Source organism: Collinsella sp. LCP19S3_B11 (genome assembly GCF_052121915.1).
GTDB lineage: Bacteria > Actinomycetota > Coriobacteriia > Coriobacteriales > Coriobacteriaceae > Collinsella.
Genome location: NZ_JBQKDI010000009.1, coordinates 1 through 21,252 on the forward strand (window position 1 = coordinate 1; position 21,252 = coordinate 21,252).

General features: G+C 60.8%; 23 protein-coding genes and 3 tRNA genes. 1 reads left to right on the forward strand and 25 read right to left on the reverse strand.

What is annotated here, in order from left to right; all coding sequences use genetic code 11:
• Window positions 1-91: 91 nt before the first annotated feature.
• The 3 genes from ACTQV4_RS06210 to serS form a co-directional block, all read right to left on the reverse strand.
• A tRNA-Arg gene (locus ACTQV4_RS06210) sits at window positions 92-168 on the reverse strand.
• A 74-nt stretch (window positions 169-242) separates the two neighbouring features.
• The gene (locus tag ACTQV4_RS06215; RefSeq protein WP_441569489.1) at window positions 243-620 is read right to left on the reverse strand and encodes a hypothetical protein; all 378 of its coding nucleotides are present in this window, start codon (window positions 618-620) and stop codon (window positions 243-245) included.
• Between the two features lie 172 nt (window positions 621-792).
• Window positions 793-2,076 (reverse strand): serine--tRNA ligase, encoded by a 1,284-nt coding sequence (serS, locus tag ACTQV4_RS06220; RefSeq protein ID WP_427719058.1) that lies wholly within the window; start codon window positions 2,074-2,076, stop codon window positions 793-795.
• 111 nt (window positions 2,077-2,187) lie between these two features.
• Here serS and ACTQV4_RS06225 point away from each other — a divergent pair, with 111 nt between their 5' ends.
• Window positions 2,188-2,361 carry a DUF6724 family protein gene (locus tag ACTQV4_RS06225; protein WP_195838594.1) on the forward strand — a complete coding sequence of 58 codons (174 nt, stop codon included), beginning with the start codon at window positions 2,188-2,190 and terminating at the stop codon, window positions 2,359-2,361.
• Window positions 2,362-2,517: 156 nt separating this feature from the next.
• Here ACTQV4_RS06225 and proC read toward each other — a convergent pair whose 3' ends face one another.
• From proC to cpaB, 22 genes are all read right to left on the reverse strand, one after another.
• Window positions 2,518-3,288, reverse strand: a complete 771-nt coding sequence (proC, locus tag ACTQV4_RS06230; protein WP_427719061.1) for a pyrroline-5-carboxylate reductase — start codon at window positions 3,286-3,288, stop codon at window positions 2,518-2,520.
• A gap of 73 nt (window positions 3,289-3,361) precedes the next feature.
• On the reverse strand, window positions 3,362-3,832 hold the full coding sequence (gene rlmH / locus ACTQV4_RS06235) for a 23S rRNA (pseudouridine(1915)-N(3))-methyltransferase RlmH (protein ID WP_370450649.1): 471 nt from the start codon (window positions 3,830-3,832) through the stop codon (window positions 3,362-3,364).
• A gap of 6 nt (window positions 3,833-3,838) precedes the next feature.
• On the reverse strand, window positions 3,839-4,777 hold the full coding sequence (locus ACTQV4_RS06240) for an SPFH domain-containing protein (protein ID WP_117848150.1): 939 nt from the start codon (window positions 4,775-4,777) through the stop codon (window positions 3,839-3,841).
• A 306-nt stretch (window positions 4,778-5,083) separates the two neighbouring features.
• Window positions 5,084-5,170 (reverse strand) — tRNA-Leu (locus ACTQV4_RS06245).
• Window positions 5,171-5,213: 43 nt separating this feature from the next.
• A complete protein-coding gene (locus ACTQV4_RS06250) occupies window positions 5,214-6,131 on the reverse strand; it encodes a TatD family hydrolase (RefSeq protein WP_441569490.1) in 918 nt (305 codons plus the stop codon).
• On the reverse strand, window positions 6,121-6,981 hold the full coding sequence (gene rsmA / locus ACTQV4_RS06255; RefSeq protein WP_441031685.1) for a 16S rRNA (adenine(1518)-N(6)/adenine(1519)-N(6))-dimethyltransferase RsmA: 861 nt from the start codon (window positions 6,979-6,981) through the stop codon (window positions 6,121-6,123). Before rsmA ends, ACTQV4_RS06250 begins: the two co-directional genes overlap by 11 nt.
• Before the next feature lie 107 nt (window positions 6,982-7,088).
• Window positions 7,089-8,690, reverse strand: coding sequence for a methionine--tRNA ligase (metG, locus tag ACTQV4_RS06260; RefSeq protein WP_154517665.1), 1,602 nt, complete (start codon window positions 8,688-8,690; stop codon window positions 7,089-7,091).
• A 69-nt stretch (window positions 8,691-8,759) separates the two neighbouring features.
• Window positions 8,760-9,638 (reverse strand): 16S rRNA (cytidine(1402)-2'-O)-methyltransferase, encoded by an 879-nt coding sequence (gene rsmI, locus ACTQV4_RS06265; RefSeq protein ID WP_441535741.1) that lies wholly within the window; start codon window positions 9,636-9,638, stop codon window positions 8,760-8,762.
• Window positions 9,639-9,644: 6 nt separating this feature from the next.
• Window positions 9,645-10,706, reverse strand: a complete 1,062-nt coding sequence (locus tag ACTQV4_RS06270) for a glycoside hydrolase family 5 protein (protein ID WP_427728410.1) — start codon at window positions 10,704-10,706, stop codon at window positions 9,645-9,647.
• 603 nt (window positions 10,707-11,309) lie between these two features.
• Window positions 11,310-11,382: transfer RNA gene (locus ACTQV4_RS06275), tRNA-Phe, on the reverse strand.
• 158 nt (window positions 11,383-11,540) lie between these two features.
• Window positions 11,541-11,900: a DUF192 domain-containing protein gene (locus ACTQV4_RS06280; protein WP_441564896.1), complete on the reverse strand. Its 360-nt coding sequence runs from the start codon at window positions 11,898-11,900 to the stop codon at window positions 11,541-11,543.
• Window positions 11,897-12,373 carry a hypothetical protein gene (locus tag ACTQV4_RS06285; protein WP_441569491.1) on the reverse strand — a complete coding sequence of 159 codons (477 nt, stop codon included), beginning with the start codon at window positions 12,371-12,373 and terminating at the stop codon, window positions 11,897-11,899. The genes ACTQV4_RS06280 and ACTQV4_RS06285 overlap by 4 nt, the downstream gene beginning before the upstream one ends.
• The gene (locus tag ACTQV4_RS06290) at window positions 12,373-14,538 is read right to left on the reverse strand and encodes a hypothetical protein (protein WP_441569492.1); all 2,166 of its coding nucleotides are present in this window, start codon (window positions 14,536-14,538) and stop codon (window positions 12,373-12,375) included. The genes ACTQV4_RS06285 and ACTQV4_RS06290 overlap by 1 nt, the downstream gene beginning before the upstream one ends.
• Window positions 14,510-14,935, reverse strand: coding sequence for a pilus assembly protein (locus tag ACTQV4_RS06295; RefSeq protein ID WP_441569493.1), 426 nt, complete (start codon window positions 14,933-14,935; stop codon window positions 14,510-14,512). The genes ACTQV4_RS06290 and ACTQV4_RS06295 overlap by 29 nt, the downstream gene beginning before the upstream one ends.
• Window positions 14,936-14,981: 46 nt before the next feature.
• Window positions 14,982-15,200 (reverse strand): hypothetical protein, encoded by a 219-nt coding sequence (locus ACTQV4_RS06300; RefSeq protein ID WP_154517649.1) that lies wholly within the window; start codon window positions 15,198-15,200, stop codon window positions 14,982-14,984.
• A gap of 1 nt (window position 15,201) precedes the next feature.
• A complete protein-coding gene (locus ACTQV4_RS06305) occupies window positions 15,202-15,432 on the reverse strand; it encodes a hypothetical protein (protein ID WP_441569494.1) in 231 nt (76 codons plus the stop codon).
• Window positions 15,433-15,725: 293 nt separating this feature from the next.
• A complete protein-coding gene (locus ACTQV4_RS06310; RefSeq protein WP_441044823.1) occupies window positions 15,726-15,902 on the reverse strand; it encodes a hypothetical protein in 177 nt (58 codons plus the stop codon).
• Window positions 15,903-15,969: 67 nt separating this feature from the next.
• Window positions 15,970-16,611: a type II secretion system F family protein gene (locus tag ACTQV4_RS06315; protein WP_441569495.1), complete on the reverse strand. Its 642-nt coding sequence runs from the start codon at window positions 16,609-16,611 to the stop codon at window positions 15,970-15,972.
• On the reverse strand, window positions 16,608-17,534 hold the full coding sequence (locus ACTQV4_RS06320; RefSeq protein WP_441064134.1) for a type II secretion system F family protein: 927 nt from the start codon (window positions 17,532-17,534) through the stop codon (window positions 16,608-16,610). The genes ACTQV4_RS06315 and ACTQV4_RS06320 overlap by 4 nt, the downstream gene beginning before the upstream one ends.
• Window positions 17,507-18,835: a CpaF family protein gene (locus tag ACTQV4_RS06325; RefSeq protein WP_441569496.1), complete on the reverse strand. Its 1,329-nt coding sequence runs from the start codon at window positions 18,833-18,835 to the stop codon at window positions 17,507-17,509. The genes ACTQV4_RS06320 and ACTQV4_RS06325 overlap by 28 nt, the downstream gene beginning before the upstream one ends.
• A complete protein-coding gene (locus tag ACTQV4_RS06330) occupies window positions 18,832-20,469 on the reverse strand; it encodes an AAA family ATPase (RefSeq protein WP_441569497.1) in 1,638 nt (545 codons plus the stop codon). The genes ACTQV4_RS06325 and ACTQV4_RS06330 overlap by 4 nt, the downstream gene beginning before the upstream one ends.
• Window positions 20,469-21,128 carry a Flp pilus assembly protein CpaB gene (gene cpaB, locus ACTQV4_RS06335; protein WP_427719097.1) on the reverse strand — a complete coding sequence of 220 codons (660 nt, stop codon included), beginning with the start codon at window positions 21,126-21,128 and terminating at the stop codon, window positions 20,469-20,471. The genes ACTQV4_RS06330 and cpaB overlap by 1 nt, the downstream gene beginning before the upstream one ends.
• Between the last annotated feature and the right edge of the window lie 124 nt (window positions 21,129-21,252).

Genomic DNA, 21,252 nt, shown 5'->3' on the forward strand with positions numbered 1-21,252 from the left:
TTTCTTTACGCTCGCGCCTCGACCGAGGTTCGAATCCATGCATGGCTTCCAAAAAAGAAAAGCCCCCGTTGCCGGAGGCTTCAAGTTCGATTGGTGCGGCGTATAGGATTCGAACCTATGACGTTCTGATTCGTAGTCAGACCCTCTATCCAGCTGAGGTAACGCCGCAGCGCAAGACATATGAAACCATTTTAGTTAATTGGAGTCAAGCACAATCTTGATTTTTTTCTAGACCATTTTCCTCATGCAGCTCCGCATGTATCACCGTTTCCCATACGATCGATCGGCTTTTCAACCACATCGAACCCAACACCGAGATCCCTCAATAGCGAGCGCGCCCGCTGGGCGCAATCATACTCGGCAAACGAGATACTCAGCATGCGTGCCACCTGGTTAGAAGTCCCGACTCCATAGAACCGTTCGAGTGTTGCAAGCCCTTCGTGCGTCACAAAGGTCTCGACTACATGTGGTGACTCCTCAAAGCACCATTGGGTCAACGGACCCTCACTCGTTTGCCTCACCACCAAGCCACCCATACCCGATGGCTCACACGTAACTAGCAGGCGCTCCCCACCTTCATCGCTCTCAAACAAAACTACCCGCTCATCAAACAGGTCCATCACATCCCCCTTCTCTCGCTCGTATCTAGTAAAAGCATAGCAGGTAGACAACCGTATACAGAACATTTGTTCGTGTATTTTGTATTGAGCTGTCCGCGCGACATGGTAAGGCTCCGCGCACAAAAAAGGCGCCCCGGATAGGGGCGCCCCGCAAATCGCTTATGCAGCAAACCTACGCGACCGGCTCGATCTTCTCGAGGCCGCCCATGTAAGGACGCAGAACCTCGGGGATCGTAATGGTGCCGTCGGCGTTCTGGTAGTTCTCCAGAATGGCGGCCATGGTGCGGCCAGCCGGCAGACCGGAACCGTTAAGGGTGTGCAGGTAGCGCGAGCCCTTGAAGTTCTCGGGATCGCGATACTTGATGTTGGCGCGGCGGGCCTGGAAGTCGCCGCAGTTGGAGCAGGAGCTAATCTCCTTGTAGGCGTTGTAGCTCGGCAGCCAGACCTCGATGTCGTAGGTCTGACGGGCAGAGAAGCCCAAGTCGCCGGTGCACAGGCTAATCACGCGATACGGAAGACCCAGCTGCTGAAGCAGGAACTCGGCCTCGGCGGTCATGCTCTCGAGCTCCTCGTCGGACTCCTCCGGCTTGGCAAACTTGACCATCTCGACCTTGTCGAACTCGTGCTGGCGGATGATGCCGCGGGTGTCGCGACCAGCAGAGCCGGCCTCCTCGCGGAAGCAGGGGGTGAAGGCGGTGTAGCGGCGCGGCAGGGTGTCGGCATCGAGAACCTCGCCGGCGTGCAGGTTGGTAAGCACGACCTCGGCGGTGGGGATCAGGAAGTTATCGCCCGAGACATGATAGGCGTCGTCCTCGAACTTGGGCAGCTGGCCCGTGCCAAACATGGTCTGGCGCTTGACGACGATGGGCGGCCACCACTCCTTAAAACCACGGCTGGTGTGCGTATCGAGGAAGAAGTTGATGAGGGCGCGCTCCAGACGGGCGCCGGCGCCACCGAGAACGGTGAAGCGGCTACCGGAGAGCTTGTTGCCGCGCTCGAAGTCGAGGATATCGAGGTCGGTGCCCAGATCCCAGTGCGGTTTAAAGTCGAAGTCGAACACGCGCGGGGTACCCCAACGACGGCGCTCGATGTTCTCGTCCTCGTCCTTGCCGTACGGGGTGGCCTCGCAGGGAATGTTGGGCAGGTGAGCCATAAAGTCGTACTGCTCCTGCTCGAGAACGGTGCGGCGCTCGGCCAGACCGTCGATCTTCTCGTTGACGGCGCGCACGGCCTCCTTGGCGGCCTCGGCCTCGTCCTTCTTGCCCTCCTTCATCAGGGCGCCGATCTTCTTTGACTCGGCATTACGCGTGGCCTGGAGCTCCTCGACCTCGGTGATGACGGCACGACGCTCATCGTCGAGCTCAAAGAACTTCTCGCGATCCCAAGACGTCTGGCGGTTAGCCATGGCGGTATCGATGGCATCGGGGTTCTCGCGAACAAACTTGATATCAAGCATTAGATCCTCCGGCGATATACATTCCATTTAGGTTGCAACCTTGTACATGTATGGGCAAGTATATACTTATGAGCGTTTACGACCCAACTCAACTACGCAAGAAGGCACCCAATGGACGCAGTTTTTTCCTTTTTGTTTGGCACCCGCACCGGTTTTGCCATCCTTTTCGCCGGCGGCATCCTGCTGTTTGCGATTCTTGCCTTTGTAATGGAGAAGCGCACCCATAAGCTCTACGTCGACCGCGGGCCCAAATCCGAAGAAGATCAAGACAGCTTCTGGGACTAACCTGCCATTTAGGGACAAGTTTATTTTGGTCGGTTTTATCTGGGCAAACGCAAGCGCCCCGCAACCGGTATCAACCCGGTTGCGGGGCGCTTTTCGCTATAGAGATAAAACCGCAGGAAAAACCTGCCAAAATAAACCTGTCCCTAAATGGCAGGTTTACTGAAGGGTGGCGTCGATGGCCTTGACCAGGGCGCTGCGCATGCCGGCGTCCTCGAGCGCGACGACGCCCTTGATGGTTGCGCCGCCGGGCGAGCACACGGCATCCTTCATCGCCGCAGGATGCTGCCCAGTTGCAAGCTGCAGTTTCGCCGTACCCAGAACCATCTGGCTCACAATGCGATAGGCGTCGGCGCGCGGAATGCCGTGCTTGACGGCCGCGTCGCCCAGGGCCTCAATCGCCATGGCAACAAATGCCGGGGCGCAACCGCCCACGGTACCGCCCACAAACAGCAAGCTCGTATCGAGCTCAACGACAGTGCCAAGCTTTCCGAGCAGGTCGAGCACCACGGCACGCTGCTCGCCGTTGAGCGTAGAGGACTTCTCGCAGGCGATGACGCCCTCGCCCACCGAAACCGGTGTATTGGGGACCGTCGAGATGTGCGCGACACCCGGCAGGACCTGCTCCCACTTGGCACTGTCCCAAGTCCAGGCGACCGAAAGGACGACCTTATCGGCAAGAGTATCCTTGAGCGGAGCGAAGACCTTCTCGATCATGTACGGCTTGACCGCAGCAACCACGATATCGGATACAGCGACAACCTCCGCCGCATCACGACAGGCAAGTATCCCACGCGCCTCACAGCGCTCAACCAGGGCATCGTAGCGGCCCGCGCAGGCACACATGTCGCTCGCAGCCACACCGGCGGCAATCCAGCCATCGGCCATAGCGCTCGCCATATTGCCAAAACCGACAAATCCAATCTTCATATCTCATAGTCCTCTCAGACAGGTTCTTCAAATCGAGAGCTATTGTCCCACGGCATTGTTTCGTGTTGCCGACCTATTTGTGATACGGCTCACCACGGCTAATCTTGCAGGCGCGGTAGACCTGCTCCAGCAGCACCACGCGCGCCAAGTTATGCGGCAAGGTAATGCGTCCAAAGCTGAGCATTTCGTCAGCTCGTGAGCGAACATCGTCGCTCACGCCGTCCGATCCGCCAATCACAAAGGCGATGTCGCTGTTGCCTCGCAACATAAGATCATCGAGCCGCGCCGAGAGTTCCTCACTCGAGCGCTCTTTGCCCTCAATGGCCAGCAGGATCACATGTGCTCGGGGCGGCAGGGCTGCAAGAATCGCCGCCCCCTCCTTGTCGCGCGCGGCATCCACACCGCCCGCCTTGGCCGGGTCGATATCGGCCACCTCGCGCATATCCACCTTGGCATAGGCGCCCAGGCGCTTGGTGTACTCGGCGCAGGCATCCTTCCAAAAACGCTCTTTGAGCTTACCGACGCATACAACGGTGCACTTCACGCGCGCCTACTCCTTCGAATCGTTTTGAACTTTGCCGGCGGTCAGCATCTGCTCGAACATAGAGGCCGACTGCGAAAAGTCACTCGGCAGCACGACCGTCGAGGTTTTACCCGTGCGAGCGAACTCAGTCATCATCTCGGACCATTGCGTAAACATGAACAGCTGGTTGGCCTCATCGTTGCCGACGCCCGTCTCCTGGATAATCTCGAGCGAATCCTTGATACCCAGCGCGATGGCCTTGCGCTGGTTGGCGATGCCTTCGCCCGCCTTTTCCATTGCCTCGGCCTCGGCGGTCGCCTCGGTAACGCGCTTGATGCGGTCGGCCTCAGCGAGCTCCTGCGCAGCAGCGCGCTTACGCTGGGCGGCGTTGATGTCATTCATAGAGTTCTCGACCTCGGTCGGCAGCGCGATCTTGGTGATGAGCGTCGACACGAGGGTAAAGCCGTAGGCGGCCATCTGCTCGGATACGGTGGCGTTGACGTCCTTGGCAATGTCATCCTTCTTGGCAAAGACCTCATCAAGGGTATAGACAGGGATGGAAGAGCGCAGGGCATCGGTAATGAAGTCGCGCATCTGGTCGACGGGCTCCTGCAGCATGTAGTAGCTCTTGTAGATGCCCGAATCTGCCGGGCCGGCTCCCATGTCATAGCTCACGTGGTACTGAGCAGAGACCTCAAGGCCGATAGTCACGTTGTCCTGGGTCTTAACGTCGATCCCAAAACCGTTTTTCATGGTGCGCAGACTCACCGTGGCGGCCTTGCGGTCGATCACGGGCACCTTCATGTGGAAACCCGCGTTGACGATGCGGTTAAACTTGCCCAGGCGCTCGATGATCACAGCATGCTGCTGTTCAACGACATAGCAGGCGTTGGGAAGCAGTAGCAACAAAATGATGATGGGAAGCAGAAGGCTCGTAAGGGCAGCGATAATACCGGATAACAGCATGGTCTCTCCTCCGATGGGCACACGTTGGCACTAGGATACCCGCACAAAGCAGCCATGTGACACCATCAGGAGGCCCATAACAAAAAAGCTCCCATTGCTGGGAGCTCTTTCAATCAATGGTGCGGGCGAAAGGACGTCCGCGTATCCGCTGCGCGGATCCGCACCGGCTTCGCCCGCCTGCCGGCGGACTCGCCAGCTCGCTAAAAACGCTCCGCGTTTTCTTGACGCTCGCTCCTTCGCAGGTTCAAGTCCCTGCGATGGGCCCATAACAAAAAAGCTCCCATTGCTGGGAGCTCTTTCAATCAATGGTGCGGGCGAAAGGACTTGAACCTTCATGGGGTTGCCCCCATACGGACCTGAACCGTACGCGTCTGCCAATTCCGCCACGCCCGCGTGCAGGAATTAGAATAACGGAGCGCCACCGTGAACGCAAGAACTATTTTTGAAAAAGTTTGCGGGCATTGTCCCACGCAGCTTGCGCAATCGCCTCTGCTTTCTCTCCAGTACGATCGACACGGTCGTTGACCAGCGCGTTTGCTGTGATGGAAATCATTGCCGGCTCACACTCAAGACCGCGAATGGGCTCCGGCGCCATATAGGGACAATCCGTCTCGAACAAAATACGGTCGAGCGGGGTCGCCGCGAATGCCTCGCGCACATCATTGTTGCGCTTAAAGGTGGCCGCGCCGCCATAGGCGATATAGCAGCCCAAACCCACAAAGCGCTCCATCGTGGCGCGATCCTCGCCAAAGCAGTGCAGCATGCAACCGGCCTGAGGCACACCCACCTCGCGCAGCACGTTGTACGCATCCACATGCGAGGAGCGCTCCTCGTCCGCGTCCTCGTGGCGCAGATGCAACTCCACCGGCACATTGCGGCGTACGGCAACTTCGAGCTGACGTGCCATGCAGTCAATCTGCACGCTGTGGGGCGCCGGCGCGATGTCGTCGTCGTAATCCATGTGGTAGTCCAGACCGATCTCGCCGATACCGACGCATAAGGGATCATCAAGCGCAGCAACGACCTGTGCATGAATGTCATCGGTATAGTCCGGCGCGCCATAGGGGTGCACACCGGCGAGATACTTTATCTGCGGGATATCCCGCATCGGCAAAATCTCGCGCACCAGCCAGTCGCTATAGTCCGTCACGCTGCGTTTGTCGGCAATGGGATCAAAGATCGTCACCAACAGGTCGACGCCTGCAGCCTTGGCGCGCACAAGCGTCTCGGGTACTTCCTTGCCCCAAAACGAGAGCAGGTGCGCGTGCGTATCGGCAAGCGGCGCCAAGGGCACGGGGCAAGCAACCGTTTTCTTTTTCTTGGTAAACGTCACGCGCTCGTCATTAGGCATCATGGATTAGCTCCTGAGCCAGACGGACGAAATCGGCAACGCCAAGCGTCTCGGCGCGTGTGGTGGGCGCGATGCCGCAAGCCTCAAAGGCGGCATCGAGCACGTCCTTGGCAAAGCCGTTGGCGCTCATGGAATTGCGGATGGTCTTGCGACGCTGAGCAAACGCAGCGTCAATCACGCGGGCCACAAACTCACGATCAAGCCCCTCGGGCGCTACGCCGTCAACACGGTCGATGCGCACGACGGCCGAATCCACATGCGGCGCCGGCATAAAGCAGCGCGGCGGCACCTCAAAGCGACCCGTCACCTGCGCATACAGGCCGAGCTTTGCCGTATAGCCGCCGTAGGTCTTGTTACCCGGCGTTGCGGCAATGCGATCGGCAACCTCCTTTTGAACCATGACGACGGCGCGTTTGAGCGCGGGCATCGTCTGGAAGAACTGCAGAATGATCGTCGCCGCCACGTTATAGGGCAAGTTCGCGACAAATACCGTCGGCTCACCGCCCGCGGCCTGCTCAATCTGCTCCGGGCACACCTTGAGCGCGTCGCCCATGATAAAGCGGAAGTTGGCATAGTCGGCGGCATGGGCATCGAGCACCGGCTCGAGCTCGGGATCGGCCTCAATCGACGTGACGCACGCCGCCTCCTGAAGCAGCGCAAGCGTGAGCGTTCCAACGCCCGGACCAACCTCGAGCACGCGCTCATCGCCCGCAAGTTCGGAAAGCTCGCAAATACGCTCGATCACATGGTTGTCGATCAGGAAGTTCTGGCCCAGGCGATGCTTGGTCGCAAGGCCAAACTCCTCCAGCAGCTCCCTTGTTGCCGTGGGGTTTGCCAAAGGCGAAGTTGTCATAGTTGCCTCCTTAGCATGGTGGCGGCGTCTTGAAACAAAAGGGCATGGACCGTTGCGGCCATGCCCTTACACCTAAACAGCAGATTGCCGATATGGCGCGCGGCGTCTTAACCCAGACGCGGGAACAGCGGCTCACCCTTCTCGACGGGCTGACCACCGGCAAGCAGACCCCAAGCGCAAATGCCCTTGAGGTCGTCGCTCGCGGCCTCGTCCTCGCACGACAGGCGGCGCAGGGCCTCGGTAGAAGTCTGGGGCATGAGCGGCATCAGCAGGTGAGCGGCAATGCGGATGGCCTCGAGGAGGTTGTAGATCACAAACGCCAGCTCGTCGGCCTTGGCCTCGTCCTTGGCAAGTGCCCAGGGCTCGGAGTCCTCGATGTAGTGGTTGGCGGCGTGGATGAGCTCCATAACCTCGTCTTTGGCTCCACCGTAATCGAGCACGTCCATCTTGGCCATGTAGCGCTCGGCCAGGCCATCGGCGATCTTTGCCAGCGGGTTATCGAACGCATCGAACGATGCGGGCTTGGCGGGCGCGCAACCGTCAAAGTACTTGCCGCTCATGTTGAGCGAACGCGAGATGAGGTTGCCCCAGCTGTTAGCGAGATCGGCGTTGTAGACCTGCTCCATGCGATCGAAGCTGATAGCGCCGTCGGTGCCGGGGACCACGTCGGTCATAAAGTAGTAGCGATAACCCTCGACGCCCAGCATGTCGATAACATCCTGCGGGGCAATGGCGTTGCCACGGCTCTTGGACATCTTCTCGGCCTTGCCAGTCTCGGCATTGCGCACGGTCAGGAAGCCGTGGGCAAAGACGTGCTCGGGCAGAGCCTCGCCAATGGCCATGAGCATAGCGGGCCAAATGACGCAGTGGAAGCGAATGATGTCCTTGCCCACAATGTGGAACTGCGCAGGCCAGCGATAGGCCAGCTCGGCACGGGCCTCGTCGGTGTCGACACCGTAGCCGACAGCCGTCATGTAGTTGAGCAGCGCGTCGAACCACACATAGGTCACATGGCCCTCATCGAACGGAACCTGGATGCCCCAGTCAAAGCTCGTACGGCTCACGGAAAGGTCGTTGAGGCCACCCTCGACAAAGCTACGCACCTCGTTCATGCGGAATGCAGGCTCGACGAAATCGGGATGCTCGTCATAGAGCTTGAGCAGCTTGTCCTGGAAAGCGGAAAGCTTGAAGAAGTAGGACTCCTCCTGCACGCGCTCGAGCGGACGATGACAGTCGGGGCACAGGTGCTGGCCGACGCTGCCGTACTCCTCGTCACCCTTCTGGACCTGCGTGTCGGTAAAGTAAGTCTCGTCGGGCACACAGTACCAACCGTCGTAGCTGCCCTTATACAGGTAGCCAGACTCCTTCATGCGCTCCCACAGATACTGCACCGCATGATGCTGGCGCGGCTCGGTGGTGCGGATGAAGTCGTCGTTGGAGATCTCGAGTTTGCTCCAAAGCTCCTTAAAGTGCGGAGCCTGGCTGTCGGTCCACTCCTGCGGCGTCATGCCATGCTTGGCTGCGGCCTCGGCGACCTTCTCGCCGTGCTCGTCCATGCCGGTCAGGAACTTGACGTTATAGCCGGCGGAGCGGCGATAGCGAGCCTGGACGTCGGCGATGATGGTGGAATAAGCCGTGCCCAGATGCGGATCGGCATTGACGTAGTAGATGGGCGTCGTGATAAAGAACGAAGGCTTGCTTTGATCCATGGGGTTTGTCCTCCAGAAAAACGTTGCATACAGGGGATGATTCTAACGCAAGGGCTGGATATCCTCCATCTATTGCATATTGAGCACCATGGCATAGACATCGCGCTTGCGGCGTGAATACTTCTGAGACAGGCGCTTGGCCACCGCAGAGGCGGGCTCCCCCTCCTCGAGCGCGGCGCGGATATCCTCGCGCAGGGCCTCGTCGGGATCCGCTGCTGCTGCGCCAACCGGCACAATGCCGGCCTCCTCGTCTTCACTCGGTGGCGCAATGACCAGCGCAATCTCGCCCTTTACTTCGCCGCGAGCACGCAGCCCCTCGGCAAGCTGGGCGGCGGGCCCGCGCAAGACCTCCTCGTGCAGCTTGGTGAGTTCGCGGCAGACGGCAACCTCACGCTGGGGAAAGACCTCCGCCACGGCCTCGAGCGTCGCCACGATGCGATGTGGAGACTCGTAGAAGATGAGTGCACCGGGCACCACGGCAAGGCGCTGCAAACGGCGCACGCGGTCGCCGTGCTTTCGGCCCAAAAAGCCCTCGAAGAAAAAATGCTCGCAGGGAATACCGGACGAAACGAGCGCCGTGACGCAAGCAGAGGGCCCGGGAATAACTTCGACGGGCACATCGGCCTCACGCGCCGCCTCGACCAGCGCTTGGCCGGGATCGGACACGCTCGGCATGCCGGCATCCGAGGCAAAAGCGAGGGTCTCCCCCGCCAGCAGGCGGTCAACCAGACCGGCGGCGCGGCTGGCGATCACATTCTCGTCACAACGGACAAGCGGCTTGGAAATGCCCAGGTGCATCAGTAGCTTTGAGGTCACGCGCGTGTCCTCGCAGCAGATCGCATCGGCGGCGGCAAACGCCTCGCCAACGCGCGGAGACAGGTCGCCCAGGTTGCCGATGGGTGTTCCGACCACATAGAGTTTGCCCGTATGGGCGCTGTTTTGCGTCATATCAACCTATTCAATCATGCCGCGCTCGAGCGTACCGAGCGCCGCGCGGGCGTCCCATGCTGCGATACGTTTCTCGGTCTTCCACGTTTGGAAGAACCAACCGGCAGCCGGCGCAAACGAAGCCAGCTGATTGGCGATAAACACGCGCTCGTAGGCATTGCGGCCCTCGGGCGTAACCGACGAGTTGGCAAAGATCGCCGCGCCCGACCATTCGCCCACCAGCACGGGGAACCCAGTTGAAATCGCTTCTTTAAGCTCGCGCTTGTTACGCGAAATCGCCGTCGTCAGCCCGCGGGGGCTCGTGATGTCGAGCGCATGCTCGTCGCGGTAATGGTACAGGTGAAGGTCCATGTAGACGTTCTTGTACTTGGCGCCGCGCATAAAATGCTTCCACTCGCCGGGATGTCCCGACGACGAGAAGACGACGATCTTATCCTCGGGCATATACGAACGGACGAGCTCGTAGGCATCGCGATAGAAATTGCGCAGGTAGTGGGCCGGAATGCCATCCGTCATGGTAAAGAGGCTCTTGCGGACACTCATCTGCGGCGTATCCAGCAGCTCAATGCCCAGAAGGCTTTCGGCTTCGCCGTAGCGATCGGCCAAACGCTCCAGCACGTCGAGCGCAACGTGACGACCGTTGGTGGACGAATGCCACTCGGCAACAGCCTCCGGCGTGGTGGGCGAATCGTTGGAATCGCCCTGGCCACCGGGCACAGTCGCTAGATCGAGCAGCACGCGAATGTCGTACTTGGCAGCCCACTCAATTGCACGGTCAATGTAGTCGATAACCGAAATGTAGGACGCATCGGACTCCTGCGAGCCAAAGGCATACCAGGGCACCGGCAAACGCACGGCATTGAGACCAATCTGCGCCATACGGCGAAAATCATCTTCGCTTACGAATGTCTCATAATGGCGACGCATGCGCTCGTTATAGGCAGCAGTGCCCATGGCTTCTTGCAGTTCCGCCGCATTGGACGCACCTGTCGCCGCGTACAGCGACGGGGTCACCCAAGGCTCGGGAATAAACCAGCCAGAGAGATTAACGCCGAGTATCCTCTCCATCACGGCCCCCTTCGAATCGTGCAGGGCGAACCCGCATCGTATTGCATAGGAAAAGTATCGTTTTGAGTATACCCGCGCACACGGACAGCCGATCGAACGGTCTGCAAAGTGGCGCAAAAGTAGGAGTAATGTCTGGGCGGGCACACCCGAGATGGTACGCCAAGATGTGCACGCGCGCCGAAGGCAGGCGCCGGAAGGCGCATCCCGTTTTTTTGCTCAATAATGGAATGCATTTTCCGCCAGCAGGCCCAACCGGAAAGCATGTCCCGTAATTTCACGTCATTCCGGGTCGCATTTTCCCAAGCGCCCCTAAAGCGGAAAGCGCATCCCGCTCAGGATTGAAATTCTGGGATGCGTTTTCCGCGGGTCCACATAAAAGAAAAGGACCCCTTTGCAGAGGTCCTAGTCAATTCAAGGTGGCGGGGAAGGGAATCGCGTCCGCGCGCTGCGCGGACGGACCGCTGCGGCGCTTGCGCGCCTTGCGAGCTACGCTGGCAAACGCTATCGCGTTTCCTCAGCTCCGCGCCCTCGCGGGGTTCGATTCCGTGCGGGGGCTACATAAAAGAAAAGGACCCCTTTGCAGAGGTCCTAGTCAATTCAAGGTGGCGGGGAAGGGAATCGAACCCCTGACACGAGGATTTTCAGTCCTCTGCTCTACCAACTGAGCTACCCAGCCATTTGAGGTGTGCCTTGTTTCAAGGCTTGATTAGTATAACCAAGGACGCGCTCCGGTCAACCGAGAATTTGAAAAAAGTTTTTGGACACCACCTCGGTTCTGTAAAGCAGCACGTCAGAGACATCAACCGGCCGCAAGAAGTTATTCGCCCAGGGCCTTCAAGCCTGCACTCGTTGCAAGACAGTGGGCGATACAAGGATTGAAAGGCGTTCCAGCACCGCCCAAGCACCGGGACAGGAGCACATGCGCCAGGGGCGGACATTTTCGTAGCGTGCAAGGATATTGCCGCTGCAATCAATAAAGGCAATGTCGATGGGATAAGCCATAAAACAGGTGTGAACCGAAGAGCAGCATGGAAACGCCATGACGAGCGGCAGTCCGTCAGCCGTAATCGGCACGCGGCCCAGCATGCCGCGCAAGCGTGCGCCAAACGATTCTGCCACCATAAACTCTGCCGGCGACCAACCGAGCCTATTGAGCGCACGCGCGTAGGCGATATAAGACAAGACGGCGCTCACATGACCACCCCCGGTCGCCACGGATCGACCGTAACCGCGCGCTCGTGCGACAGCTTCGCCGGCGTCCCCAGAGAAACGCCGGCAATGCTGAGCAATCTAGGCCACGGCTCATAGTACATGACGCAGGCATAGGTCCTAAACGTCCCGGACAGAGAGAGCAAGCCGCCGTCAGACGACGCCGAGCTCTGCTCGCTCGAGACCTCGACCTGCAGATTATAGCCCTGCATAGCCGCCTGAATCTCGGACTGGACACGCACCGAGGCATCGACAGAGCTCTTGTCGCCCTCCCCTTCCGGCGCCACAGCGTGCGCCAGCACGATATCGGGCACCACGCGATCGAAGCGCGCAACGGCGCCGGCAAAGACCATGACGTTGTACACAATGAGCGCAAGCGCCAGCAAAACGGGAGCGACCACGGCCATCTCGACCGTCGCCTGGGCGCGCTCCTCGCGCAGACGCATGTGGATACTCATTACGACCCACCGCCCAGAGCGCCAACCAGCGTGGCGACATCGACGGTAAGCGGGATGGAACCACCGCCGGGCAACGGAATCTCCGCAAGTGTGAACACTGTACCGCTAATGGTGCGTTCGACTTGATATTCCAACGCCTCGCAAAGCGCCTTGGGATCGGTCACGCCCAACGGAATACTTCGCAGTTTGTCTTGCGCTTGAGAGAGACCGGCAATGTCAGACCCCGGACTCTTAATGACGTTAGCGGAATCGGTCAGCACCGGCTTTCGCAGGCGCAAGTCGCACGGTTCCAAACCCAGCGCCGCCACGGACGCCGAAACGGTATCGCCGAGCCACGATGCAATGGAGCCCAATGCGCCGCTGCCCCCTCCTAGGTCTTTAATCATCTCGTCCATAAGTTCGTCGGCCGAACCTTGGATGTCTCCGTATCCCACAAGCAGGCGTCCCCAAACATCCATGACGCCATCGAGTACGCCGGCAACGCCGCCCGAGCGCTCTTCCAGTGTCGAGAAAAACCGCGAGAGCACGTTGTTTTGCGCCGTCGCGTTGTCGGGAGCCAAGACCGCGGCAGAGATTGCACCGCGACTGCCGAGCGTAACCGGCTTATTGAATGAAGAGTTGAGCTTACCGGGACTGGTCATATCGCCCGAGACCGCAAAGGCGACCACGCCGTTTCGGCCGGGCGGGGCGATACGCGGCCGCTCGCCCGAAAGCGCCTTGATGGCCTGGTCAAACGCATTACCCGCGCGATCGGCCTCGTCCTCGGTCTGACGCATAAGCTCGAGCTCTTTGTTGCGACATTCGACGTATTCTTCCAGAGCCCTTTTAAACTCGTCAAAGTGATACTCGAAGCCGTTTTCGATAAATGATGGAGGCATGAGGGCGCGACCCAGGTCAACGACGTCAAATTGGCACTCCTCGCACACATCGTGGCCATCGTAATCGACGACGGATGCCAACCCGCCCGGCGACCCATTCTTATAGTTGGGGCATCCGGTCCCATAGTGCAGGTATGTCTTGCCACCAATATCACTCGTAGGCCACATGGCATCGGTGTAGAGCTGGGTTCCCTTCACCTCATCTGGAGTGCGTGGCAGGAATGGAATCTGGGATAAGATTTTTTCACCATCATCTTTAATATACGAGTGATCGAGTTCTTCGATTGCATAAGCGTAAAACGCTTTGCGCGCGACAGACTCCGCCTCCATCTCTACACCCCCACCAAGCGGCCTTTCATTCGCCAGGCGCCGGCGGTAATAGGTCTTCGCACGATTTAGGGCGATCTGCGGCTCCCAATCGATACTCGAAGTATAGTGGCGGTTTTGTTCACCCGATAGCTTTGCCAAGCTCCCCGCACGCTCCCACATACATGAGTACTTGCCAATCGCATTCTCATCCGATCCGCCACAGTCCGCAAGCCAGGCGCGCTCTTTGGCCTTCGCCGTATCCTCAGAGGCCTTCTGCAGCTCCACAGCTGCGCGGTCTAAATCTTCCGACGTCTTTTTAATGGCATCGGTCGAGATCTCTGACCCTTTGAGCGCAGCGAAGTCCGACTCGGATGTCCTGGGCACGGCGAGCGCTGTGCCGGTATAGGTCACGTTATCGGTATCCTGCGCCGAAACAGCCTGCGTAGCTCGCGCGGCAACCAGATATGGCAGAGCCGTTTCGACTTTTTGCAAACCCTCCGACGCACTTTTGGCAAACCTATTGCGCGTTTTAATAATCTCAATCCCGGTATCGACCATATCGCTTGCGGCTATTTTCCCACCCGGCACCAGCATGGCAACCAAGCCGGTGCCGATTGTGGCAAACCCCGCCAAGCCCAAGCTCAAAATGCTCGCATCCACCACCGTGGCCGCTGTATGGTAGGACGATATCACGTTGGCACCCGCCAGAGCACCGCTATCGGCCGCCACCTGGGTATCCCCGGCACGCGACATACTCCATATCGCCGCCGTCGACGAAAACAGCAGCGTAAGCACCACAAGTATGACGACCGCCGAAGAAAGCGTAGTGTAGGCACCGTCCTCGATAAACAAGTCGATACCGGAGCGGCCCATGAAGCCGCCCCGCTTGCGGCGGGCATTCGACCGGCAACGGCACACGAGCCCTCGCATCATTCGCAGCAGGCGACGCCTAATCCCACGCGGCAATCCACGAATCATAGTCTCCCTCCAGCCATCCGGGACGCGATCGGTACGAAACGTCGACTTTCAACTCGACATATCCTCCTCCCCCCACATTGCCCATGGCCTGCGCGAACGCGCCGATCACGGGCAGCGGCTTTACATCACCCGCGATAGATACAGACGAAACGCCCCCTGCGTCCGCCCGGCCAAGCTCGATATCCCACGACAGCGGTCCGCCGGCGTGAAAGATCGAGACATCGGGCACCGCGGCGAGACGGCGGCGGGCAAACTCCTTGAGGTCGTCGTCCTCCGCCGTCGTCGTGGTCATGAGCCGCGCGGTCTCGGCGGCGGCAGACTCCATGACCGCGCGCGTATAGAGCAGGCACACCGGTTGCAGCGCAAGCAGGATGAGCGTCAGAAACGTCGACAGCAAAAAAGCGGCCTCGACCGTGGACTGCGCCCAATCCTCACGCGCGATATCAATAGAGCGCGATGTCTTTGGCGCCTGCGGCGGCGTCGATAACCGATGTCGAGGCGACGCCATGGGACGCCGCCCGTGCAGCCAACGCCGCCAAGCGTCCGTCGGTGCCGGCGCGCCAAAGCCCCGCAATCGCCAGCACGATGGAAAGCAGCGCCATGGTGACGATGGCGTACTCAACGGTCGATTGGGCAGACTCCTCGCGCAAAACGTCAAGCATTTCACGATCCCTCCTTTGACCCCGATGCTTGCGGAACCAAGCGCACCGCGCATAAGCGGCACGAGGCGTCGCCGGCATCCGCGGCAACCGTCACCATGTCGACCCAGCCGCGCCCATCGCGCACGATGGCGCCCCATACGTTGCCCTTGATGTCGAGGTAACCGCTTAGAGCGAGCTGGGCTGTGGGCACCTCGCGATAGACACGCAACAGGTCCGCGGCAGCCTCGGTCATCGGTCGCTCCTCGGCCCATGTCAGCCGGGCTGCGACTGCGTTGTCCGCAGATGGCCCCGCCGCAGCATCCGCCCGTTCGTCGAGCGCCCGCAGAAAAGTTTGTGCCGTGACGGCGGCATCCCTGTCGGCCGTGTCCCGCGCTTTGTCATCGGGAGGCGCCACCGCGCCCGAGCTCCCATCCGCGACGGCCCCAGAACGCTGCTGTCGCACGGCATTCAGCCCCCAGAGCGTCGCCGCTATCGCCACAATCAGGCAAGCGAGCACCAGCAGCACGCCAACAGAATGCCCTCCTTCTACAGGCTGTTGATGCCGTCTTTGATCGCGTTCCATAGCTTTTCGACGTTGCCCTTAAATGCAACGATGGCAATGATCGCGATTACCACGAGCACGCCGACCAAGATGGCGTACTCGGTGGTACCCTGCGCGCTTTCCTCCTGCACCAGCGCCTTGGCACGTTGACAGGAACGCATTGCACGGTAAAGCGTCCGGCTCCAAACCCTACCCATAACGTCAGCCATTTTGTTCATGTATTCCTCCCTACATCATCCCGCCTGCTCCCAGCAGCGGGCCCAATATGGATAACAGCAGTGCCGGCAAGATGAGCGTGCCGGTGGGAATCAGCAGCTTGACGGGCGCTCGTTCAATCTCGCGCTCGACCGCGGCACGATGGGCGGCGCGGATCTCGCGACTTTGGACAGCAAGGGTCTCGGCAAGCGGGGCACCCAGGGCGAGCGCTTGACCCACCGTAATGGCAAAGGTCTCGAGCGCCCGCACGTCCAGGTCCTGCGCGGCCGCCAACAACTCGTCCTCGCGCGCTCCCACGCCCACCTGCCACGCCATGCATGCCCGTTCAAGCCGAACAGTCAGCGTCGATCGACGATTGGCGCAAAAGATCTCGAGCGCCGCATCGAACGAAAGGCCGGCGGAAAGCCCCAGGCGCACCACATCAATCATCTCGGACACCTCACCGAGCGAAACCTGCGCTGAGTTGTCCACGCCAAATGCGCCCCTCACCCACGCAATAGCGGAATCGATCACCGAATGGGCCGCAGCAACGACTAGCACCGCCTCGCCCCTGAAAATCTCCATGGTCTTGCGCACATCCGAGCGCTCCAGGCCCGTCGCGACAAATACGCCGAAGGCGCACAGGCAAGCCGCGGCGGCAACCAGGGCGCTCACAGCTCCACCCGCATAATGCGCCGGATAACCACCAGGGCGACGCCGTTAAGGGCAAGCCCCAGAACCACGGCGCCGGCGCCTACCGGCGTTGCGAGACCGTAGCGAAAATCTGCCGAAAGCAGGGCCAGCACCGCGCACATACCCGCCGGCATCGCCGCGACCATATGCGCCGACATGCGCGCCTGCGACGTTTTGACATCCAGGCGGCGCTTGAGCTCAATACGCTCCCCCACCATGCTCGACGCCTCGGACAGCAGATCGGCAAGCGGGGCACCGGTCCGCTGCGACACCTTGAGCGCCAACGTGACAAGCGAAAGCCCGGGGGCGTCGATGCGGACAAGCAGGTCGTCGAGCGCATCGGCAGCCGAAATGCCACAGTCGATCGCCGCCGCTACCCGCAGAAACTCGGTATGCACCGGCTCTTGCGCGTGAGCGCCCACAAACCGCATGCCCTGGGCCAGCGAATGTCCCGAGGCAAGCGACATGGAAAGTGCCGTAAAGGCCTCGGGCATGGCTTCCTCCACATCGCGCTGCTCGCGTCGGTGGTCAAAGACGTCGCGTGCGGCGCCGGCGGCAAAGGGCGCAACCGCCCCCAAAACAAAGCCGATGGGCGATAGCGACACCACGGCAAGTGCAAGGCAGCAGACGCCACTCGATAGCAACAGGAACGCTAAGCGTGAAGCATCATCCTCAACGACAAGACCGATGCGGCGCACGGGAGCCAACGATGCCCACGAGCGGGCGATCTTTTTCAGCAGATCGTTTTCCACCAGCTCACGCGGCAGCTTCTCTGCCGCCGTCTCGAGCGTCTGGCGCACCAGCTCCGCCGGCGGCACCCTCGGCACATGAGGCTCCACTCCGCATACCGTCGCGACCGAAAACCCGGCAAGGCCCCCTACGACGAGGGGCACAACGACCTCCATTCCTCCACCTCCTCCTGCGTAAGCGTTCCCGAGCGCAAGCCCTCTGCGATAAACGGCGGCTCGCGGTTGAGGGTCCAGGTGCGCTCGGCGGCATCGAAGGTCACGTAGCGCTCGAGTTCCACGCCACCCGACGCGCCGCGTCGCACCCCCGAATAGGAGGACACAAAACGCCGGCCGTCCGCATGGCGCTCGGACATCACGATGCCGTCGAGCGCCATAGCGATTTGTTCCTCGATAAGCTCGCTCGGCAGATCGATGCCATAGCGCGCAAGCAGCGTCAAACGCACCACGGCCTCTTGCTCGGTGCCCGCATGAAGCGTGGTGAGCGACCCATCGTGCCCGGTGTTCATGGCCTGCAGCATGTCGCAACATTCCGCACCGCGTACCTCACCCACCACAATACGGTCGGGACGCATACGCAGGGCGTTGGTCACCAGGTCGCGGATTGTCACCGCACCCTCACCCTCAATTGAAGCCTCGCGCGCCTCCAGGCGAACCACATGCGGGTGATGCGCGAACTTGAGCTCGGCGGAATCCTCGATCGTCACGATGCGCTCGCCGGTAGATATCTCGCACGATAGCGCGTTGAGCAGCGTAGTCTTGCCCGACCCCGTACCGCCCGCAACCGCCAAATCTTGGCGCAGCGACACCGCACACGAAAGCAGTTGCGCATACCAAAGCGGCAGCGACCCCAGGCCCACAAGCTCGTCCAACGAACAGATGCGATCCGAGAACTTGCGGATAGTGAGGATCGGCCCATCGATCGCCACGGGCGGAATCACCGCGTTGACGCGATAACCTGTTTTGAGACGGGCGTTGACGATGGGACTGCGCTCGTCGATACGCCTGCCCAGCGGCGAGATGATGCGGTCGATGAGCACGCGGATCTGCTCGTCATCCTCAAACGCATGCTCGATGGGGTATAAGACCCCGCCGCGCTCAAAGAAAGCCGAGCGGCAACCGTTGACCATAATCTCGGTGACGGTGTCGTCCTCGATGAGCGGCTGCAGCGGGCCCAAGCCCACCACGTCATCCAAGATCTCGTTGATGATGGTCTCACGCTCGGGCGTCGCCAGGTCGGTCGGTTCTTCCACGTTGAGTGCCGCCTCCACCGCAGGACGCAATTCCGAGCGGGCAAGAACCGGATCGACGTAGGCACTGATGCGTGCCACCTCGTCGTAGCCCACGCGGTCCATCACGGCCCGCTTGGTGCGGCGCTTGACCGCACGGCGCCGTCCCACATCGACAGGTGCCGTCGCCGCTGCCGCACCGGCTGCTTTAATTCTCGTTTGCAGGCTCATCGGCAATCACCCACACGCGACCAGGGAAGGCGGATGCGCGGGCGTTCGGTGCGCGTTGCACGGTCGGCGACCATATCGCTCCAAGGGCCGACGGCGCACCCCAGTTCCACGAGCATCTCACGCGTGGCCTCGCGCACGCTGGTCGCAAAAGCGCTGGTCTGCCCCACTGCCTCGTCAGCGCGCCCAAACGCCATGAGCGCGGCGAGATCCTGCCCGCCATCGGCGATACGAATCTTGGAGCTCAACGCACAGGCAATCTCAAAGCGCATGGCGACATCCTCGTCCGCCCCACGCGCGCCGAATCGGTTGAATACGGCGCTCATGCGCGTGCGCGGCACGCCCACACGGCTCGCCAGCTCAATGACGCGCGCTGCAGACGTCGCGGAAGAAACTGCCGCATCACCCACGACAAGGCAACGGTCGCACGCCGCCACCGCAGCCGCCACGGCATCGCCCCAAAAGACCGAGGTATCGATAAGGACCACGTCGGACTCACGACGCAAGATGTCGAGCAGCAGCTCTACCGGACGCGCCATGAGCTCGGCGCGCTCGGGCGCTGCGACAGGCCCCCAAAGCGTAACGCCTGGGGCAACGCGCATCGATGCAGCGACCACGTCTGGCTCCGCAAGTGCGCCCGCGACCGACGGCTCGATAAGTGTCGCCATGTCATGCGGGGCATCGGCGCCCAGCAAGTCGTAGAGATTTCCAAACATTAGGTCCAAATCGAGTACGGCAGCTCGCAGACCCAGCAACGAAGCGGCATGCGCCATCGTGGCGACAATCGTCGATTTGCCACAGCCGCCCGATCCCGAGACGGCGCAGATGACCGGAGCTCGATGCGACGTCGACGCAGTGTCTGCCAGCGGTGCAGGGGCTGACGACGTGGGCGGCAACGTCCCCGTCTCGCCAGCCGCACCCAAGTGCTTTGTCCACGCCGGCACGGCAGGCTGCTCAAACGGTAGGGGCGGAACTGGGGATTCCGCTGTCACGTCGACGTGCGGACCATCACCCGCGACAAGGCCCTCGACCTCATCGAGTCCATCGGCCAGACTCACGCCGTGCACGTATCCCATATCTACAGCCAGGAGGTCTTCGCCATACGGCACCGACGCTCCGGCGTCATCACATGCAAGGGGGCCCGGGGGGCGCCGAACATGCTCGGCTTCCGCTTTCCCATAGTCATCAACACGCGGGCCTCTTGTAGCGCGAGGCGCCCCGGGTTCCCTATCAACAAAAACATCGGGCTCAGGCGACACGCCCCAATCGGAATCAACCGCTCCCTCGCCCACATGTCCGCTGCCGCATATGCTGTGCGCAGCGATGACCTCGGTCGCCCCCGCGCGAAACAGCCCCTCGATATCCGACGGATCGAGCGCCTCTATCAACACGACGACGCGGCTCACGCGTCCTTCGGCAGTCAGGCGCGCGACGGTCTCTCGCACATCTTTAGTATCAAACAGGGATGCCGCGATAATGGCAGCGCCACGGCGCGAAGGAAACGCCCGAGCCATAGACACCAACCCGTCTAGGTCGCCTACGCGAAGCACCTGCGCGCCCGCATCGCGGCCCTCGACTTCCTGCTGCAGCAGTCCGTAATCGCCACACGCGCAGCACGCAAGCCAGATCGCCTTCATCACTCGTCGCCTCCGCTCTTTTTGCCGCGTGCCGTGGCGGGAATCGTCAAGCTGACCGTTCCCTTGCCCGAGGCTCCCAGCAATTCCTTGACGTCTTTGGGGTCGGCCGCCAGCGTCACCCACTCGACCTTGCCTTCGCGCGTGGCACCGGCCTCGTCGCTGGTATCGATCACATACGCGCCGCACAGCCGGTCGGTCACGCCGTCTTTTTGCACGTACACATCCACGTAGCTGCCCACGCCTGCGGCTCCGCCCACCGAATGCTCGGCATCGACCGCCACCGAAACGGCAACCTTGCCCTTGGGCACCTCGAGCGTATGGCTCTCGGCTTTGGTGTAGACATCGCAGACCACGGCATTTTTGGGAATACGCGAGGTCGTCACGTCGCCACGCACCTGGCGCAGCTCGGTCGCCGCATCGCGCGGCAGCAGGCTCGCGAGCCACTCTTGGGTTACGACATTGGTCTCGTCGAGGGTCTCACCCACATCGATATCACGTGCGGCAACGCAAACTTCGACGCGATCGCCGCCGTATTTGGCCAAGGTTTCGGCCTGGGCCTGCTCAGCCCGCGAACGAACCGATGACCCGTAAACCATGCAGAGTGCCGCGGCGAGCACGCCCGCTGCCAGACTGATGGCGATGCGCTTGCTCTTGTTCACGGCAGCTCCTCTCAAGACAGCACTGGGCGGATGGGATGCCCGTACCACTATTGTCCGAGCGGCCAAGCAACAAAACAGCGCGATCACCATCTTGGTTTTAAGTGTCAAACCAATTACCAGCCAA

Coding starts and splice junctions, on each gene's coding strand:
- ACTQV4_RS06215 (WP_441569489.1), bottom strand. CDS start 620: ATGGACCTGTTTGATGAGCGGGTAGTTTTGTTTGAGAGCGATGAAGGT.
- serS (WP_427719058.1), bottom strand. CDS start 2,076: ATGCTTGATATCAAGTTTGTTCGCGAGAACCCCGATGCCATCGATACC.
- ACTQV4_RS06225 (WP_195838594.1), top strand. CDS start 2,188: ATGGACGCAGTTTTTTCCTTTTTGTTTGGCACCCGCACCGGTTTTGCC.
- proC (WP_427719061.1), bottom strand. CDS start 3,288: ATGAAGATTGGATTTGTCGGTTTTGGCAATATGGCGAGCGCTATGGCC.
- ACTQV4_RS06240 (WP_117848150.1), bottom strand. CDS start 4,777: ATGCTGTTATCCGGTATTATCGCTGCCCTTACGAGCCTTCTGCTTCCC.
- ACTQV4_RS06250 (WP_441569490.1), bottom strand. CDS start 6,131: ATGATGCCTAATGACGAGCGCGTGACGTTTACCAAGAAAAAGAAAACG.
- rsmA (WP_441031685.1), bottom strand. CDS start 6,981: ATGACAACTTCGCCTTTGGCAAACCCCACGGCAACAAGGGAGCTGCTG.
- metG (WP_154517665.1), bottom strand. CDS start 8,690: ATGGATCAAAGCAAGCCTTCGTTCTTTATCACGACGCCCATCTACTAC.
- rsmI (WP_441535741.1), bottom strand. CDS start 9,638: ATGACGCAAAACAGCGCCCATACGGGCAAACTCTATGTGGTCGGAACA.
- ACTQV4_RS06270 (WP_427728410.1), bottom strand. CDS start 10,706: ATGGAGAGGATACTCGGCGTTAATCTCTCTGGCTGGTTTATTCCCGAG.
- ACTQV4_RS06285 (WP_441569491.1), bottom strand. CDS start 12,373: ATGAGTATCCACATGCGTCTGCGCGAGGAGCGCGCCCAGGCGACGGTC.
- ACTQV4_RS06290 (WP_441569492.1), bottom strand. CDS start 14,538: ATGATTCGTGGATTGCCGCGTGGGATTAGGCGTCGCCTGCTGCGAATG.
- ACTQV4_RS06300 (WP_154517649.1), bottom strand. CDS start 15,200: ATGCTTGACGTTTTGCGCGAGGAGTCTGCCCAATCGACCGTTGAGTAC.
- ACTQV4_RS06305 (WP_441569494.1), bottom strand. CDS start 15,432: ATGACCGAGGCTGCCGCGGACCTGTTGCGTGTCTATCGCGAGGTGCCC.
- ACTQV4_RS06310 (WP_441044823.1), bottom strand. CDS start 15,902: ATGCGTTCCTGTCAACGTGCCAAGGCGCTGGTGCAGGAGGAAAGCGCG.
- ACTQV4_RS06320 (WP_441064134.1), bottom strand. CDS start 17,534: ATGGAGGTCGTTGTGCCCCTCGTCGTAGGGGGCCTTGCCGGGTTTTCG.
- ACTQV4_RS06325 (WP_441569496.1), bottom strand. CDS start 18,835: ATGAGCCTGCAAACGAGAATTAAAGCAGCCGGTGCGGCAGCGGCGACG.
- ACTQV4_RS06330 (WP_441569497.1), bottom strand. CDS start 20,469: ATGAAGGCGATCTGGCTTGCGTGCTGCGCGTGTGGCGATTACGGACTG.